The organism is Paenibacillus sp. EKM212P, assembly GCF_011066115.1.
In the GTDB taxonomy this organism is placed as follows: domain Bacteria; phylum Bacillota; class Bacilli; order Paenibacillales; family Paenibacillaceae; genus Paenibacillus; species Paenibacillus polymyxa_B.
This window is the reverse complement of sequence record NZ_JAAMNR010000001.1, coordinates 1,154,367-1,170,123: the sequence shown is the minus strand read 5'-3', so window position 1 is coordinate 1,170,123 and position 15,757 is coordinate 1,154,367. Positions and strand designations below refer to the sequence as shown.

The window sequence follows — 15,757 nt, the reverse complement described above, 5'->3', positions numbered from 1 at the left end:
CGGTGACTCTGGATTATTGACTTATCCCGAAACCGTCGCTCCATCTGCCGGAATATGGACGCGTTCCTTCAAACCTTCACGGTTGATGTGTTTCGTAAGCTCTGAGCGAGTTAGTAAACAATGGTTGATTGCTTCCATATGGACAGCCACGATTTGTGTGTAAGAGGCATGCTGCGCAACAGCCGTTACATCTTGGGCAGTCATAATAATGGGATCACCTACCGTGAACCGTGCTCCTCCAGCGTTCACAATTGTCCACTCAGGACGGTATTTATCCAGTGCTTCCGCGACTTCACTGCACCAGATCGTATCCCCGGCCAAATAGACGACAGGTTCACCGGGAGCCTGAAACACAAAGCCGGATACGGGTCCCATCTGTTCCCCGATTTCTCCGGTGCCGTGATGCCCGGTAGTACGGATGATCTCAATTTCTCCCACGGAGCCAGCCACCGAAATCGGAGTAACCTGTGTAAAACCGTCAGCAGTAATTTGTTCTTCATTTCCGGGCTGGCAGAAGACGGGAAGTTGTTTGTCCAACCATCGTACTGCTGCCGGGTCCCAATGATCAGGATGCAAATGTGTGACGATCACAACGTCAGGCTGTCCGAGTGTCTGCCATTGCGGCGGCAAGGGAACCAGCGGATTACGGCGGGCATTTTCCGTATTGGGAACCGGCGGATTTGCGCCAGCATCACTCAACATCGGATCAACCAGAAATTTTACTCCAGCGTATTCGATCCATAAGGTTGCGTTGCGGATTAGTGTGATTTTCATCTATGGAAGCTCCTTTGGTAGTGAATGTTTTTGGACAGAGTGTATTTTCGGTGGTTCTTTGTTTCTGTTACAATCATATCTGACGCAAGGAGCTACAGGCTACGGCCTGCTGAAAGGAAAACCAGTATTATCGTTTCATCATGAAAGGAAAAATAACTATGGAACTATTCGTACCTGATGACACCGATCTGCGCATTCTTCATCATTTAATTGAAGACAGCTCTTTATCGCACAAGGAGATCGGTCAGCTTGTTCATTTGACAGGCCAAGCAGTAGGAGCGCGTGTTCGAAAAATGCAGGATGCGGGCATTATCGAGGGCTATACGCTGCGCTGGAACCCTGAGAAAATTGGGCAGACGATTCATGCCTTTATTACGGTTTTTTTGAATTCAGGAACAACTCACAGTGCTTTCCAGGCTTTTGCACGGGAGCATCCCTATATTGTCGAAATCCATCGAGTGAGTGGGGAAGGCTGTTATTGGATGCGCTTGCGCATGTCATCACAGGCAGAGTTAAATACCATGCTGGATGAGCTTACGAAGTTTGGTAATTACAAATTGAGTTTTTCCATTGGTGAGATTTAACGATAAAAGCTTTCGGCGTTTGTGCCGAAAGCTTTTTTATTTGGGCGAGGGCTATGAGGTCAACGTTATAGGCTCATTTTTAAAATATGCTGCAATCCGTGTTGTCCCATTTTAGTGTTGCCTTCATCGATAAAGCCGCATTTGCGATACAGACTTTGGGCAGGCAGATTACGGGCATTGACGCCCAGTACAATCTCGCGAATATGTGGGAAGTGTCTGGCGATGAACTGTGGTAGTAGAAGCAGCCCTTTCTTAGCGAATCCTTGTCCCTGATCTGCGTAATGAATAGAGAACGCGCGCAGCAGCAGTGCCTCAGCAGTATTCGTATAGTCCGCTAATTCATCCCCATCGTATAAAATGAAAAATCCAACGGGTCTTCTAGTAGCCGTAATCACGACAGGATGGCGGTGCGGATCTTCCTTGGCCAGTGTCAGCATTTCATCCGGCATTCCAGTAAACTGCTTCTGCTCCTCAGGCAAGTAGAAGGTATGTAAAATGGCATCATGTTCACAATGGTAAGGGACAAGCTCAACATTAGCAGTTGAAGAAGACTGTGAGGCGAATGTGGGATTATTCATCATTACACTCCGATCTGTATGGATTTTTAACTTTCTTTATCATCTAGTTTGCTAAAAAAAGAAACCTGAACTCGCCTTACTTACGTATTACCCATACATAAACTAGCATAGTCAAAAGGAGACGTCTACGGTTATGAAGCAGCTTACAGAATATCGGGAAAGCCAGGACGTATTGCGTCATGAGCTGAAGAATATTGAAAAATGGGAAAAGGAACAGAAGGACATTTTTTTCTGGGAAAAAATCGGCAGATGGCCTTTTATGCTACTTGATCGGCTGACGCCCAAAATCATTAAAGACAAGCTAGAGCAACTGCTTAATGAGATGGGCAGTTTCATTCAGAACGGCGGCAAATATTTGGTGAAGGAAGAAACGGTTCTGAACAGGCTGAACAAGACGGCCCATGAACATGTAATTCAGCAAAATGGCGCAGATTCCGTGTCGGATACGCAGGACCTGCCTCGTGCCGGGGAAAACGCTGATTCGGAACATAGTGCCGAACCTATGTGGGAGTTGAAGCAGGCGGCTGAGCTCCCGCTAACAATCATGGATCGGACTGCTGACGATATGACGTCGGCTCGCATTACCTTTGCTACCGCTCAGGGAGCAACAACGGGAATTGGCGGTGTGTTTACGATTGCGGCGGATATTCCTCTTTTGCTCGGCTTGTCACTCAAAGTGCTTCAGGAAATAGCCTTGTGTTATGGCTTTAATCCCCATGATAAGCAGGAACGCATTTTTATTATTAAATGTATGCAATTTGCTTCATCTGATATTGTGGGTAAAAAGGCTGTATTAGAGGAGCTGGCTTTGTTCGATGATCCTTCACGTCAGGCACAGGTTTTTTCCCAGATGCAGGGATGGAGAGAGGTCATTAACACTTATCGTGACCAGTTTGGATGGAAAAAGCTGCTTCAAATGGTCCCGATTGCGGGTATTTTGTTTGGCTCCATTGCGAACCGAAGCGCTATTAGTGACGTAGCTGAAGCAGGGAAAATGCTGTATCGGAAGCGTCGGATTTTAATGCGTTTGGCAGAAGTAGAGAGTGAGGAGTTACGTTAGTTGGGTATAAAGGGGTGCAGCGGCCAAGATGGCCGCTGCACGTTTGCCTGTTACACTTCGGCTCCATTTTCTTCCGCCCAGCGGTTCAGGGTTTTATCTGTAGGAAGCAGGAAGGTTAAGATGCCGAGCAGTGGAAAAAAGCCGCACAGGAACATGATGTGAGTGATGCCTACCTTGTCGATCCAGTTGCCGAGCACGAGTGCGCCCACACCACCAAGGCCAAAAGCGAGGCCCGTAATGAGACCGGACACGGTCCCGATTTTGCCGGGCACGAGCATCTGTGCATATACGACTGTAACCGAAAAGCTAGACAGCATAATAAATCCGATAATTGCCAGCAGGATCGCCGTCCAGAATTGGTTGGCATAAGGTAGTGCCAGCGCGAGTGGTGCAGCTAATACCATGGACAGAAAAATCATGTTGCGTTTACCAAAACGGTCCGCGAGCGGACCGCCAAAGAAGGTGCCCAGCGCTCCAGCCCCGAGGAACAGGAAAATGTAAAGCTGTGCATCAGCCAATGGCATTTTGAATACTTCCATCAGGTAAAACGAATAGTAGCTTCCGATCGAGGTCGAGTACCACGAACGGACGAATACCAGTAGAATGAGGACAACCATGGCAAACATAACGCGGTTTCGCACTTCGGGCTTCATGCGGCGTGCCACCGCTTTTTTGCGTGCAATGCCTTCTGTACGCAGGACATTACCGTACCAGCGGGCGATGAACGATTGCACCACAATTCCCGCTGCCGCAATACCTGTGAACCAGATCGCACCGAATTGTCCTAACGGGATAAAAATCCAACTCGTGAGCATCGGCGCCAGCGATTGGCCCGCATTGCCGCCAACTTGAAAAATGGATTGTGCCAATCCCCGACGCGGCCCGGCCGCCATATGGGATACGCGCGAGCCTTCAGGGTGAAAGGCAGCCGAGCCCAGACCCACAAAAATGACTGCGATCAGCACCGCTTTATAATCGGCAGCATAGGCGAGCAACAGCATGCCAGTCAGCGTAAAGCCCATGCCGATGGGAAGGATAGCGGGCGTAGGTCGTTTGTCCGAAAACAAGCCAATCACAGGCTGCATGATTGAAGCTGTAAAATTGATCGCGAATGAAATCCAGCCGATCTGCGTGTAGTTCAGGCTCATAGATTCCTTTAAGATCGGAAAGATCGCTGGAATGACCGATTGAATCGAGTCATTGAACAGATGGACGAAACTGATCGCAATCAGTATCGCAAAAACGGTGCCTTTCGCTTGTGGACCCGGGAGGGGGAGCGATTGGCCCGTTTCATTTTTTGTAGCAGATTTACTAGTCATGGCAACCTCCGAATATGTATGTATATTTTAAGATATAGGAAGCGATCCGTTTGCAGCAAATGGCTGAAAGTGGGATAAAGGCCACCTTTACTCATTGCTGCTTGCCCATCCTGCTGGATACTCTTCATTGCTTCATTTAGTTAGAATTTCTAAAATGACATATCCAAATTCAAACATTTACCATCCTCAAAACCGATATATATGTGAGTATTTTGCATAAGTCCCAAGAGCGCTTTTCAAATCAGCAATATAGAGATCGAAGTGATCTAGTTCGTCTATATAATGTATTTTTGAGCGTTGGGAATGAAGTTATGCAAAATATTGATATGGAAATATAGATAGAAAAGGGGAACCACGATGAGAAAAGCAACGAAGATTTTGCTGGCAGTATCTTTGGTATGTGGAGCGGTGGTGGGAACTGCGTTAAACAATGGAGAAACAGCAGTAGCGGCAAATGTAACGACAAACAACACTTGGAAAAACGCTAAAATTATAGACGTGATCGACCGGAATAACTACATACTGGATGATGGTTCTTTATGGAGAAAGAGTATAGATGGCCCGGTTATTGAGAAATTGAATTTGAAAGGCATTACAGGCAGCAAAAACGAGAGCCAAGGTTATTATGGCTGGACTGAGGACGGGAAGGTAGCCATCTGGGATGATAACTCCGACCCAAAAGTGACGGCTCAATCCTCAGGAGTTAGAAACCGCAGGTTGCCGAGCTACAGCAGAATGGTTCCGGTACACTCAAAGTAAGGGGCATTGGAAGCACATCCGTAGCTCTGAGGACCGAAGGAATACCCTCTTCTTTTACACTAAAGGTTTCGTCCGATCAAACCTTGACCGGGGCGGCTATACTGAACGGTAATGTGTATTTGCCTGTGCAGCCTGTGTTCAAGACGCTGGGTGGATCTGTTACCGTGGCGAACCAGACCTTTACGATCAAGCTGGGTAAAAACAATATCGTACTCCAAAAAGGGAGTTCCACCGCAATGGTGAATGGTAAACCTGTTGCACTGAAGGGCAAGGTTCAAACGGTTAACGGACAGGTTGTATTCCCGGGAACATTACTGACCGATCTGAAGTTGGGCGGATTCAAATGGAATCGTGACCGCCAGCAAGGAGAATTATCTGTGGGCGCTACCAAGCTGGTCATTGAGACGCCGGAAACGGCAAAAATTATCAGAGCCATTGATCTGGGGAGTCTGTCCAAATTAATTGGAAAAACCTATTGGGTCAATAACTTCTATAGCGCTGGAGAGCGATTTGGCAAGGTAACAGTTAAAGATATCGAAGTCAGCACGGACCCGAATGGTGTTAAATCTTACGAAGTTATTTTCCAGGGGGCCAATGGCGAAACTTATGACACGTTTTCCATCATCGGAGCTTCACGCATTCCACAAATGCTGTCTGATTCCGATCAATTTCTGACTTACAATCCGTACAAGAAATACCAATGGTCGCAAGCCATCTGGAACAAGATTAAAAATAATGAGGTAAGCTTGGGCATGAATACGACGCAGGTGCAGTTCGCATGGGGAAACCCAACAGTCAGAGAAAAGGGGGCTGCTTCAAACGGAACTCAAGTCGAAGCCTGGGTATACGGCAACCGTAGTCTTTATTTCAAGGCGGTAGCTTTCGTGAATGGCAAAGTCATAGAAGTATGGCTGTAGGGTAGTTGGTTTTTCTATAACGGTTTGAACGAGGTGTCTCCAGAGTCGTATATACGGCTCTTGGGATGCCTTTTTTTCATTTAACAAAACTAAGCTCTTGATTTAACAAACTTAAGATATGATTCTTTATGTCATACATCTTGTTATATAGATAATAGCTCCGTAGAGAAAGTATGAAGAGCACAAGAGAAGAGAGGATCTGATTTGAGAATGAAATCGCTAAGGAAACCATTATCAGTTGCATTACTATCTTTACCATTACTTCTAGGTTCCCTGGGTGGAAGTTATGCAAGTGCGGCAACCCTACCAACAACGGTAACTCCAACAGAACCGTCATGGGGATACTTCGTAGATCATTATAAAAATAATAGTTCTGCAAATAAGACGGAAAGCTCTAATCCGACTCTCGGATTGCTCTCCGAATTTAATAAGCTTTGGACTCCCGGTGCTACTTGGGATACAGGTACCAAGCAAAACAGTAGCGTGCTGGACGCCAATATTCAAAAGGTGATTGATATAGCTGCCCGCCGCACTTCCAGTGAGGCTGATGCAGCTTATTTGGATGATCGCAGAAACCAGAGCTACAGTGTGATCGACGGGCTGGGTTCGCTCACTGATGTATATCGAAAGAATGCAGGTGCCACGACAACGATCAACGATATTCCGGCAGATGCTCTGACTAAGAAATACGAAGATGAGGGAACGAATGCTGGGAGTACAAGCTCCAATCTCGGCAACATCGTAAAACTGGTAAATACCTTGCGCGGGGAATACTCTACGACGAACCCGGCTAAGTCTTATTTTAGCTATCCTCGCCCGTTTCGCTGGAGCGATAACTCAGTAGTTGTTCCGAGCCTTATTCCCACTCTCAAAGCTGATGCTACTAGCGATGGCGGCTTTCCTAGCGGTCATACCAATGCTGCGTATCTCAGTTCTATTGCTATGGCCTACGCCGTGCCGGAGCGTTATCAGGAACTGCTGACACGAGCTTCGGAGCTGGGCAATAACCGTGTTGTTGCTGGTATGCATTCCCCGCTTGATGTTATGGGAGGACGTGTCATGGCAACGGCGATGGCTGCTGCTATCCTGTCTGATCCAGCCAATAGCAGCTTGAAGAAAGCAGCTTATCAGGATGCTCGCAAACAACTGCTGTCTCAAAAAGTTACAGTTCCAGATCGGTTCAGCAATTATGCCACAAACAAAAAAAACTATAATCAACGATTAACATACGGATTCAGTCAGGTTAATCCAACTACGACGCCAATGACAGTGCCTAAGGGAGCTGAGGTACTGTTGGAGACACGCTTGCCTTACCTGGATAGCACACAACGTCGTTGGGTTTTGGCTACTACAGGGATTCCTTCCGGCTATCCTGTACTTGATGATGCTGAGGGATGGGGACGATTGAACTTGTTTTCCGCTGCGGATGGCTACGGTGCTTTCGCCAATAATGTGACGGTGAATATGGACGCTTCCAAAGGCGGTTTCAATGCATTGGATCGCTGGCGCAATAATATCTCTGGTGTTGGAAAGCTGACTAAAAAGGGAACAGGTACGTTGAAGCTAATTGGTAACAATACGTATTCCGGCGGTACACAGATCGACCAAGGTACTTTGGAGGGAACTTCGGAAACGGCTTTCGGAAGTGGTGGAATTACGAATAACGGGGGAACTTTTTTTAAAAATGCTTCTGGAAAGCTGATTATTGGCGGAAATTACAGACAATCTGCTAAGGGAACACTTGAGCTTAACCTGCGCAGTAAAAATGATGTGCTCAAAATGAAGGGAACAGCCATACTCAACGGAAAATTACGTCTGAATTTTTCTAACAAATATGTACCGGCTAATGGTGCTACGGTCTTAACTTTTGCTAAACGAAATGGCGCATTTTCTTCCATTGAAACGGTAGGTTTACCAAGCAATTACAAAGTGAAGGTTATCTATACAGCTGACAGTGCTCAGTTGAAAGTCACTAAGTAAAACATAATTAGCTCGCTATATAACAATTGAAGTGCACCTTTAAAAGACATGGGGGTAAACCAGAAGGTTATTCCAGCGTGTATTCTAGGGGTGCACTTCACTGTTTAAGGATGGGGAGTATCAGCTTAACGGTTATCGATCTTTTCTGGGTACATATCATGGTTCATCATACGGTGCTCCGCTATCTGTTCATACTTCGTTCCTGGCTTGCCGTAGTTGGTGTACGGGTCGATAGAGATGCCTCCGCGTGGCGTGAATTTGCCCCATACTTCAATGTAGCGAGGGTCCATCAGCTTAATCAAGTCATTCATGATGATATTGACGCAGTCTTCATGGAAATCGCCGTGGTTACGGAAGCTGAACAGGTACAGCTTAAGGGATTTGCTTTCTACCATTTTAATATCAGGAATGTAGCTGATGTAGATGGTTGCAAAATCAGGCTGTCCTGTAATCGGGCACAGGCTGGTGAACTCCGGGCAATTGAACTTTACAAAATAATCCCGATACGGATGTTTATTATCAAAGCTTTCAAGAATGGCGGGATCATAGGCGAAAGTGTATTGTGTGCCTTGATTGCCAAGTAGGGTAACGTCGGTCATTTCTTCGGGTGTTCTTCCGGTCATTGGATGAGGCTCCTTATAGTTGGTATAGTGGTAAAAGGAATAGGGAGTTATGGTGATGGGGAGGTCGCTCCGCGAAGGATTTGAGCTTCCGATCGCTGTTGAAATGGGATTCTTTCTGATGATTTGAAAGATATAGGTTAGAATCCCATTTCAAAGGCGAACGCAATCGCTTCTCCAGCTTCAAATCCTCCGCTTCGCTGCCGACCGCCGTCAACACCATAAAGTCCCTGCTCGTTTACCTGTGGGCTGGGATAGAAGTGCTGTGTATCACATACAGCTCATACGGAATATATTACATATAAGTGTTATACGCCGCGTTTATTGCCCCATACGAGGGTGTGGAGCTGTGGGAGTACTCTTACGTCGTTAAGTCGGGAATCGTCCATGACACGGTCGATAAGCCATTCATAACGATGGAGTAGGGACTCCGCAATCTGTCCGGTGTTCTCCGTGTTTACATCTGGATTACCCGTCTGAAGGAACAATGGTACGTGTGGATAGCGCTCGTGAACGGTGCGGGCGTAGGCAAGATCGGTGTCATCGAAGATGACGACCTTCAAGCTGCAAGCTCCGGTATAGAGCTGCGCAGATTCATTAGCGGGTTCCTTCAAGCCTGTTGCGGTTGGGACGTTGGACGTAGCTCGGGGCTCACCAGCCATCTTCCGGTTCGACAGACGGGCGACGATATCATCCAGCACGTCCCAGTTGGTCGTCATACCCGAGCTGGGCGGCTTCGGGGATAGGGTTACCTCATCGATATCGTACAGCCATTCCTGCCAGCGGGACCCTTGGGTTTCGACAGCGGTGGCAATGCCTTGGCTGCGCAGCAGGGTGATTAGCTCCCCAAGCTGCGGTAGCAGGGCAGGATTGCCTCCAGAAAGGGTCACATGCGAAAACCGTTCGCCACCGATGGCCTTCAGCTCCTGCCAAATGTCTGTGGCACTCAGACGACGGATCTGATCCTTGGCGCTGCCGTCCCAGGTAAAGGAGGAGTCACACCACGAGCAATGGTAATCGCAGCCTGCGGTACGAACAAACATCGTTTTACGACCAATGACCATCCCTTCGCCCTGAACGGTGGGACCAAACACCTCCAGTACGGGAATAGGGGCTATTTGGGTCCCGTGGGAGGCTGTCATGGGTTGGTGAGTCGTCACGGTATTACTCATCGAGCATCCACTCCCGTCGGAACTCGGCGTAGCTGGTAGGTGTCTCGAACAACCGTACAAACTCGGTACGTCCACCTGCGGCACGGTTGCAGTATGCATCCGAGGTCAAGGCTGACTCCATTTGTTCAAAGATCCAGACGACCATATTTTCCGCCGTTGTATTCATTGGAGGAAGCGTCTCATTCAAGTAACGATGGTCCAGAAAAGGCTCAAGCCGCTCTTTCCAGATCGTTTTGATGTCACCAAAATCCAGCGTTAGACCCGTTTCGCCCGGTATACCGCTTATGCCAAACACGACGATATAGGTATGACCGTGCAGATTTTTGCATTTGCCTTCGTAGCAGTGCAAATGATGTGCTGCATCGAATGTAAATTGTTTGCTGACTAGTACACGTTTGCGGTGATAACGCAGCTGAGAGTGCTCAATGTCTGTCCCGAACTGCTGGAGCTTGTCGACAATGCGAAAGGTACCTGGCTCACGCATGACCTTCAACTCCTTGGGAGGAAGCACCGCGCACCGCGAGATACTGCTCGAGTCCAGCACGGCGAAGTTTGCAAGCAGGGCATTCGCCACAGCCGTCGCCAATGACGCCGTTATAGCACGTTAGTGTACGTGTTCTTACAAATTCAAAAGCTTTCAGCTCATCGGCCATCTGCCAGGTTTCGGCCTTGTTCAGCCACATGAGCGGGGTATGAATCACAAAGGGATAGTCCATCGAAAGGTTCAGTGTGACGTTCAGCGATTTGATAAAAGAATCCCGGCAATCGGGATAGCCGCTGAAATCCGTCTCACAAACGCCTGTAATCAAGTGGCGCGCTCCTTTTTGCTTGGCGAGAACTCCCGCGAAGCTCAGGAACAGAAGGTTGCGACCGTCTACAAAGGTGCTAGGCAGTTCGCCTTCCTGTTGTGTAATGTCAATGTCGGTGCGTGTGAGGGCATTAGGGGCTAGTTGATTAAGCAGGCTCATATCCAGTACCGTTTGCGGAACACCTAGTTCACGGGCGATTCCAGCGGCTACTTCGATTTCCTGCTTGTGGCGTTGACCGTAATCGAACGTCACGGTTTCTACTTCAGCAAAATGTTTTTTTGCCCAAAATAAACAGGTTGTGCTGTCTTGGCCGCCGCTGAATACGACGACTGCTTTTTCGTTTGCAAACATAAAAAAACCTCTCGATCTTCTTGGAATGGTGCAAGACACGGAGTCTTGTCACTTGGAAGAAGGAGAGTTCTTGAACCGACTTCAACAAAAAACAGGCCTTGCCCCGCGAATTCATTTTTCTTGCGGAGGACAAAGCATCGTTAGTTTTTTATAGAGGGAGTTCGCGAACCTCTCCCATGCATGACGCATGGATTTTCTTCATTAGTATCTGCCACGAGGACAGACGGCTTTAGCATTGTCATTATAGCATGGCAGGGCTATTTGATAAACACTCCACCAAATGGAATGACTTCCCGTAAAAAGCGCTTGATCACGCCATCGTCGTTCATATCCTGTTGGAGCCGCCGATGATGTTCCCCGGCATGGAATAGTACGGTACCCTGTCCGGTCATTTTAAAATGATAGTTCATATGCTGGCTGGCCAGATGGTTGCCGTACACGGTCAACTCCAGTTTGGCGTTTTCGGGATAGGCAATGACGCTGCTCGCATCCACATAGATCGGCTCTGTCGGATGAAGCTGTTCTTGACATACCAATCCCTGTGTCAAAAGACCGATTTGACCCACACCGTCAAATTTCATTTTTATAACATCGCGGCTAAACAACATGTTTTTCATGCTTAGCAGCTTGGTACGCATTTGAATACCGGAGCTGTACCAGAACAGGTTGCGAAAATCGTATAACAGATCATCGCTTCCTTCAAGCTTAATCATTTTTAGACTAAAGCCAGGTGGAAGTGCGGCAATTAGGCGACAAGCACCTGTGAAATCGGCCTGAATCAGTTTGTGTTTGCGATACATGCCCTTTATATTCATTAGTTTATCACTACGGCCTGAGCTGGGTCCGCGGTATGCGATGATTTGCTGCGGATGCAGAACGTGCAGCTTTTCTCCTTCCGCCAGATCGAGCGTTACGACCGAACCGACGCTTTCATCATGGTGTTGTCCTGCTTGTATGTCCATTCAGACCTTTCATCCTTTCAGGCAGTTAGTATCTTCCCGAACGTCGACGCATCCCGTAACGCAACAGTCGGATACCGATAAAATAACCGGCCAGCAGAATTATAGCTGTGATGATGAGCATTTTATTTCGGTGTGAAGCCTGATCGCGCTGGGTTTGAAGATTTTTTAATTCTGTGACAGTGTCAGTCAGCTTGCGGTTTTGCTCCAGTAATTGGGCGTTTTGCTCTTGATAGGCTTCTAAGCTGTTACGGGCCTTCTCCAGATCCTCCTGTGTTTGTCGGTAGCTTTCCTTGAGCTGATACACATCACCGGGCAACCGCGAAAATTGCTCGAAGCCTTGGTACACATCATCCCAATAAGCAGCATGTACTTCGGGTACACGAGTTATCCCAAAAATAAACAAAAGTGCTATAGCAGCGCAGACAATGCGACGGTACAACGCAAAACGACAAGTTGGTCGTGCCAAGAGATGTTCCCCCTTTTGATAAACCAAGATGTTAGATGATATAGATCATTACCCATATGACATGGTTACGTATAATATAACGATTCGGATGCAGATTTTAGAATAAACGGACGATAAATATGAAGAAAATGTCCTCAAAAAAAGTCGATATATTAGTTTAAGTGTACCTTAAAACGGGTATATCAAGGAAGCGGCAACATTCCGGCATTTTTCCCAGCATACGAGTAAAGAACGATCCGCACCTGATCAGGGGTTTAAGTTGAATATATGAACTGAAATATATTAAAAATTGATATAAAAGGAGATTTTGCAAGATGAATGAGAGAGAACAAAACTATAAAACTTTAAAAATCACTGTAAATGGAAAGCCGTTATCAAAGGATCTCGTCGTAGATAGCACTACTTTTGCTCCTATATCTGATATTTGCACAAAAACGAATGTTTCTTTAACAGAAACTACAATCTCATAAGTTTAAATATAGAAGTAGACTATGATATGGCCCGGCATACGCCGGGCTATTTTTGCGCATTCATGTAATTCAAATGGTTTAAAATGTTATTTACCAAACTAGGTCCCCCTTCATAAAGATTCCCATGTATAATTTTCACAATCAAACATACGTTCCCTGACAATATAATGTCAGATAACACTGTTAATTTAGAGTTACATGTTCTTTTAGGGGGAATTTACCAGTGGTGAAGTCAATGCTCAATGTAACGTACACATGGGACAAAGAGTCTATATCTGCGAATGGGTCCAAACAAGTAAATCTACTGATAGAATGGGGCTACGGAGCTATACGCAAAAGAAAAGGAAATCTAATACCGAAAGCAGCGGGATGTGACCTTCAACTCCAGTTCATTCCAGAAAACGGGGTAAGTCTATTAAAAGCTGAAGGGGTAAGGCTCGGTTTTAAACGCTCGGAAAACGGAGATAGCATGTTTGTTCACTGTGGTGATGTAAGGCGGGGAAAATATAGACAGGCTATTTTGACGTTTTCTATACCGGCCCACTCGTCCGGAAGACATACGATTGGAATGATGGAGTGGAGCTGGCGCAAGCCATCGCAGGAAAAGCGAACGCTGATCCGGACAGATCAGCTCTACATCCATTTTACGCATCATCTTGGTCTGCTGAGCATTCCATCCAACCCGAAGGTGGAAAAATACATAAAGCTGAATGAGACGTCCCCTATTGTAAAAAAGGCATTGCGTATGTACGAGAAAGGGGAATATGAGCAAGGGGCGTTCATCCTTACCAGACAAGCAGATGAATTACTTATACGTGCAGCAAGAAGCGATGATATGGACTACCTGCAGGAAGCCGAGTTGCTTCTGGCTATACGTAATAAATGGAGTGGTACTTTTGTATCATTTACAGCGTATAGTTCTAAAGTCTTTTTTAATAAGGCGATATCACTAGAAGATGTTCGTTTTACTGAAAATGATACTTTGAGATAGGCAATTATGCTAGTTTATTTGTGTAATATAGTGAGTCTAATTTACTATCTTTTTGTAAAGGAGAGACTTCCTTGACTGATCGGTTGATACGTTTAATGCGGATTATTACTATTGTTCAGGCAAATCCAGGGATATTGGCAAGAGAGCTTGCCGAACGTTGTGAAACATCAGAACGTACCATATACCGAGATATGGAGGCGCTAAGCGCTATGCATATACCGATTACGAATATGGGGCATGGCAAGGGGTACATTTTTATTAGCAATTTTGCTTTGTATCCTTTGAATTGGACGGAAGAAGAGGCAGAGGCTTTTACTAAGCTGGGAGAGATTATGGAAACGGTAAAGCCTCTTTTACCGCCAGCTTTTGAAAGTGCTTATGAGAAAGTGATGGCCTCTAGTCAGAAAAAAAAGATGGACCAGACGAGCTTCGCGCAGGAAATGAAAAATATTGTCCGGCTCGGCTCGACACTTGATCGGGAAAACCAGCCCTATCTGCTCAGGCTGATTGTTTTAGCGAGTCTTACGCAGCAGACTATTGAAGCGGAATACAGCTCACCTCAAAATGAAGATGTATCACTCGTTCAGGTGGATCCTTATTGTTTGGTTCCGCAGGATCGGCGATTCTATATGCTTGGTTTTTGTCACAAGCAATCCGCGATGAGAACCTTTCGGATCAGTCGATTTCGGAACATGAGAATTTTGCCGTATACGTTTCAAAAAAATACAACTGAAATGGAAATGTTTTTTAAAGGGACCTGGTCGGTGACCAAAGGAAATCAGAATATCCGGTTTGTGGTACGTTTTTCTGCCGAGTCTGTATATCGGGTCAAAGAAGAGGAGCTGTTCATCAAGCCTTTTCTTAGGGATTTGCCAGATGGAAGTTTGTTGTTTGAGGTGACGGTCAATCATGACCGTGAATTTTTGGATTGGCTCACTTCCTATGGAGCTGAGGCCGAGATCCTGGAGCCTTTACGGTACCGCAAACGAATGCAAGAAATGCTGCGGACCTGGGGGACATTCTATTTCGATAAAAAGGCAGGAAATCAAGAATAACAGGGGGAGATCCCCCGGAACGGGCCGGGGAGCTATCCGCTTAACGGTCCTTAAACAGGTTGGCGAGATTGCCAAAAGGACTGTACTGCTCCTGTTCTTCTTCTGGTGAGGAGTAGACGAGCTTCGATCCACGGCTTTCCTCATCGTCAGCAGCATTATGAACTAATGTAATACGATCAAAATGGTACATGAAAACCTGAGCAGTGTTCACGGCATCATCCAGTGCCCGGTGTTGTTGACCGTCAAAGTCAATGTTGCACAATTCCAGCGCCTGAGACAAGCTCAACTGACGGTACTTTCCATTGGATCCAAACAGACGAGAAATCTGCTTCTGTATATCATTTGTATTATGAATCCATCCGAGATCTACATGATGGGTACGACAATGGGATACCAGCTTCTGACGGTCATCCGGGCCCCATGCGCATAAATAATAAGGGGAATCCGTACCGAGCCAGGCTATGAATTCCTTCACAGCTTCAGGAAATAGTGGAGCGGCATCAATATCTCGTTGAGTAATACCTGTGAACTGAACGGTATCTGTAGAGAGTACAGGCCGATTCGAGGGTCTTACAAAACTGTGAAACGTATCCGCAACGTATAGGCCATCGTCTCCCTGAACAACTTTGACGGCACCAATATCAATGATTTCGGAGGAATATCTGGCGTTGCGGCTAACAGTAAATTCAAGATCGTAAATAATGTATTGCATTTCAGGACTCCTTTCACACATATAACTGATCCCGATGGGTATCGGGACGAATGTTCTCTGCCCGAATGACTCTTCTCCATCATACCTCTCGGTTCACAACTTGTCAGCGGTTAAAAGGTTTGCTTTTAAAAAAAATATGCGATGTCCAAATGAGCTTGGACTATCGCATATCTAAAAA

General features: G+C 46.4%; 18 protein-coding genes and 1 riboswitch. Of the genes, 8 read left to right on the top strand and 10 right to left on the bottom strand.

Going from position 1 to position 15,757, the window contains the following annotated elements; translation table 11 throughout:
* Positions 1-21: 21 nt before the first annotated feature.
* The gene (locus G9G54_RS05540; RefSeq protein WP_165176524.1) at positions 22-774 is read right to left on the bottom strand and encodes an MBL fold metallo-hydrolase; all 753 of its coding nucleotides are present in this window, start codon (positions 772-774) and stop codon (positions 22-24) included.
* 158 nt (positions 775-932) lie between these two features.
* Between G9G54_RS05540 and G9G54_RS05535 the strand changes: the two genes are divergently transcribed.
* Positions 933-1,358: an Lrp/AsnC family transcriptional regulator gene (locus G9G54_RS05535; protein WP_025720601.1), complete on the top strand. Its 426-nt coding sequence runs from the start codon at positions 933-935 to the stop codon at positions 1,356-1,358.
* A 65-nt stretch (positions 1,359-1,423) separates the two neighbouring features.
* Here the strand turns inward: G9G54_RS05535 and G9G54_RS05530 are convergent, their stop codons facing one another.
* Complete coding sequence (locus tag G9G54_RS05530) at positions 1,424-1,936, bottom strand: GNAT family N-acetyltransferase (RefSeq protein ID WP_165176522.1); 513 nt, start codon at positions 1,934-1,936, stop codon at positions 1,424-1,426.
* 133 nt (positions 1,937-2,069) lie between these two features.
* On the opposite strand from G9G54_RS05530, the gene G9G54_RS05525 reads away from it, so the two are divergent.
* Positions 2,070-2,996 (top strand): EcsC family protein, encoded by a 927-nt coding sequence (locus G9G54_RS05525; protein WP_165176520.1) that lies wholly within the window; start codon positions 2,070-2,072, stop codon positions 2,994-2,996.
* Between the two features lie 50 nt (positions 2,997-3,046).
* On the opposite strand, the gene G9G54_RS05520 is transcribed toward G9G54_RS05525, so the two are convergent.
* Positions 3,047-4,315, bottom strand: a complete 1,269-nt coding sequence (locus tag G9G54_RS05520) for an MFS transporter (RefSeq protein WP_165176518.1) — start codon at positions 4,313-4,315, stop codon at positions 3,047-3,049.
* Positions 4,316-4,672: 357 nt separating this feature from the next.
* Here G9G54_RS05520 and G9G54_RS25410 point away from each other — a divergent pair, with 357 nt between their 5' ends.
* From G9G54_RS25410 to G9G54_RS05510, 3 genes are all read left to right on the top strand, one after another.
* On the top strand, positions 4,673-5,074 hold the full coding sequence (locus tag G9G54_RS25410; RefSeq protein WP_238807738.1) for a hypothetical protein: 402 nt from the start codon (positions 4,673-4,675) through the stop codon (positions 5,072-5,074).
* Positions 5,075-5,157: 83 nt separating this feature from the next.
* On the top strand, positions 5,158-5,991 hold the full coding sequence (locus G9G54_RS25405) for a copper amine oxidase N-terminal domain-containing protein (RefSeq protein ID WP_238807736.1): 834 nt from the start codon (positions 5,158-5,160) through the stop codon (positions 5,989-5,991).
* Positions 5,992-6,201: 210 nt separating this feature from the next.
* Positions 6,202-7,971, top strand: a complete 1,770-nt coding sequence (locus G9G54_RS05510) for an acid phosphatase (protein ID WP_165176517.1) — start codon at positions 6,202-6,204, stop codon at positions 7,969-7,971.
* Between the two features lie 125 nt (positions 7,972-8,096).
* Here G9G54_RS05510 and queF read toward each other — a convergent pair whose 3' ends face one another.
* The 6 genes from queF to G9G54_RS05480 all read right to left on the bottom strand — a co-directional run bounded on the left by queF (position 8,097) and on the right by G9G54_RS05480 (position 12,351).
* Complete coding sequence (gene queF, locus G9G54_RS05505) at positions 8,097-8,594, bottom strand: preQ(1) synthase (protein ID WP_013309106.1); 498 nt, start codon at positions 8,592-8,594, stop codon at positions 8,097-8,099.
* 305 nt (positions 8,595-8,899) lie between these two features.
* A complete protein-coding gene (gene queE / locus G9G54_RS05500) occupies positions 8,900-9,763 on the bottom strand; it encodes a 7-carboxy-7-deazaguanine synthase QueE (protein ID WP_165176515.1) in 864 nt (287 codons plus the stop codon).
* Positions 9,756-10,247 carry a 6-carboxytetrahydropterin synthase QueD gene (gene queD, locus G9G54_RS05495; RefSeq protein WP_165176514.1) on the bottom strand — a complete coding sequence of 164 codons (492 nt, stop codon included), beginning with the start codon at positions 10,245-10,247 and terminating at the stop codon, positions 9,756-9,758. The genes queE and queD overlap by 8 nt, the downstream gene beginning before the upstream one ends.
* The gene (gene queC, locus G9G54_RS05490) at positions 10,240-10,923 is read right to left on the bottom strand and encodes a 7-cyano-7-deazaguanine synthase QueC (protein WP_165176512.1); all 684 of its coding nucleotides are present in this window, start codon (positions 10,921-10,923) and stop codon (positions 10,240-10,242) included. Before queC ends, queD begins: the two co-directional genes overlap by 8 nt.
* 134 nt (positions 10,924-11,057) lie before the next feature.
* Positions 11,058-11,101: riboswitch (PreQ1 riboswitch) on the bottom strand.
* A gap of 79 nt (positions 11,102-11,180) precedes the next feature.
* A complete protein-coding gene (locus G9G54_RS05485) occupies positions 11,181-11,885 on the bottom strand; it encodes an AIM24 family protein (protein WP_013309110.1) in 705 nt (234 codons plus the stop codon).
* Positions 11,886-11,910: 25 nt separating this feature from the next.
* A complete protein-coding gene (locus G9G54_RS05480) occupies positions 11,911-12,351 on the bottom strand; it encodes a hypothetical protein (RefSeq protein ID WP_023987365.1) in 441 nt (146 codons plus the stop codon).
* A 314-nt stretch (positions 12,352-12,665) separates the two neighbouring features.
* On the opposite strand from G9G54_RS05480, the gene G9G54_RS05475 reads away from it, so the two are divergent.
* From G9G54_RS05475 to G9G54_RS05465, 3 genes are all read left to right on the top strand, one after another.
* Entirely contained in the window at positions 12,666-12,821 is a 156-nt protein-coding gene (locus tag G9G54_RS05475; protein ID WP_165176511.1) for a hypothetical protein, read from the top strand.
* A gap of 223 nt (positions 12,822-13,044) precedes the next feature.
* A complete protein-coding gene (locus G9G54_RS05470; RefSeq protein ID WP_069291299.1) occupies positions 13,045-13,812 on the top strand; it encodes a hypothetical protein in 768 nt (255 codons plus the stop codon).
* 71 nt (positions 13,813-13,883) lie between these two features.
* Positions 13,884-14,867, top strand: a complete 984-nt coding sequence (locus G9G54_RS05465) for a helix-turn-helix transcriptional regulator (RefSeq protein WP_061831176.1) — start codon at positions 13,884-13,886, stop codon at positions 14,865-14,867.
* Positions 14,868-14,907: 40 nt separating this feature from the next.
* On the opposite strand, the gene G9G54_RS05460 is transcribed toward G9G54_RS05465, so the two are convergent.
* Positions 14,908-15,579 carry a 3'-5' exonuclease gene (locus tag G9G54_RS05460; protein ID WP_061831175.1) on the bottom strand — a complete coding sequence of 224 codons (672 nt, stop codon included), beginning with the start codon at positions 15,577-15,579 and terminating at the stop codon, positions 14,908-14,910.
* Positions 15,580-15,757: the final 178 nt, after the last annotated feature.

Bases quoted from the DNA above. Each gene is read 5' to 3' on its own strand.
- G9G54_RS05475 (WP_165176511.1), top strand. From the start codon at position 12,666: ATGAATGAGAGAGAACAAAACTATAAAACTTTAAAAATCACTGTAAAT.
- G9G54_RS05535 (WP_025720601.1), top strand. From the start codon at position 933: ATGGAACTATTCGTACCTGATGACACCGATCTGCGCATTCTTCATCAT.
- G9G54_RS05540 (WP_165176524.1), bottom strand. From the start codon at position 774: ATGAAAATCACACTAATCCGCAACGCAACCTTATGGATCGAATACGCT.
- queC (WP_165176512.1), bottom strand. From the start codon at position 10,923: ATGTTTGCAAACGAAAAAGCAGTCGTCGTATTCAGCGGCGGCCAAGAC.
- G9G54_RS05510 (WP_165176517.1), top strand. From the start codon at position 6,202: ATGAAATCGCTAAGGAAACCATTATCAGTTGCATTACTATCTTTACCA.
- G9G54_RS05460 (WP_061831175.1), bottom strand. From the start codon at position 15,579: ATGCAATACATTATTTACGATCTTGAATTTACTGTTAGCCGCAACGCC.
- queD (WP_165176514.1), bottom strand. From the start codon at position 10,247: ATGCGTGAGCCAGGTACCTTTCGCATTGTCGACAAGCTCCAGCAGTTC.
- G9G54_RS05530 (WP_165176522.1), bottom strand. From the start codon at position 1,936: ATGAATAATCCCACATTCGCCTCACAGTCTTCTTCAACTGCTAATGTT.
- G9G54_RS05520 (WP_165176518.1), bottom strand. From the start codon at position 4,315: ATGACTAGTAAATCTGCTACAAAAAATGAAACGGGCCAATCGCTCCCC.
- G9G54_RS05485 (WP_013309110.1), bottom strand. From the start codon at position 11,885: ATGGACATACAAGCAGGACAACACCATGATGAAAGCGTCGGTTCGGTC.
- G9G54_RS05525 (WP_165176520.1), top strand. From the start codon at position 2,070: ATGAAGCAGCTTACAGAATATCGGGAAAGCCAGGACGTATTGCGTCAT.
- queF (WP_013309106.1), bottom strand. From the start codon at position 8,594: ATGACCGGAAGAACACCCGAAGAAATGACCGACGTTACCCTACTTGGC.
- G9G54_RS25410 (WP_238807738.1), top strand. From the start codon at position 4,673: ATGAGAAAAGCAACGAAGATTTTGCTGGCAGTATCTTTGGTATGTGGA.
- queE (WP_165176515.1), bottom strand. From the start codon at position 9,763: ATGAGTAATACCGTGACGACTCACCAACCCATGACAGCCTCCCACGGG.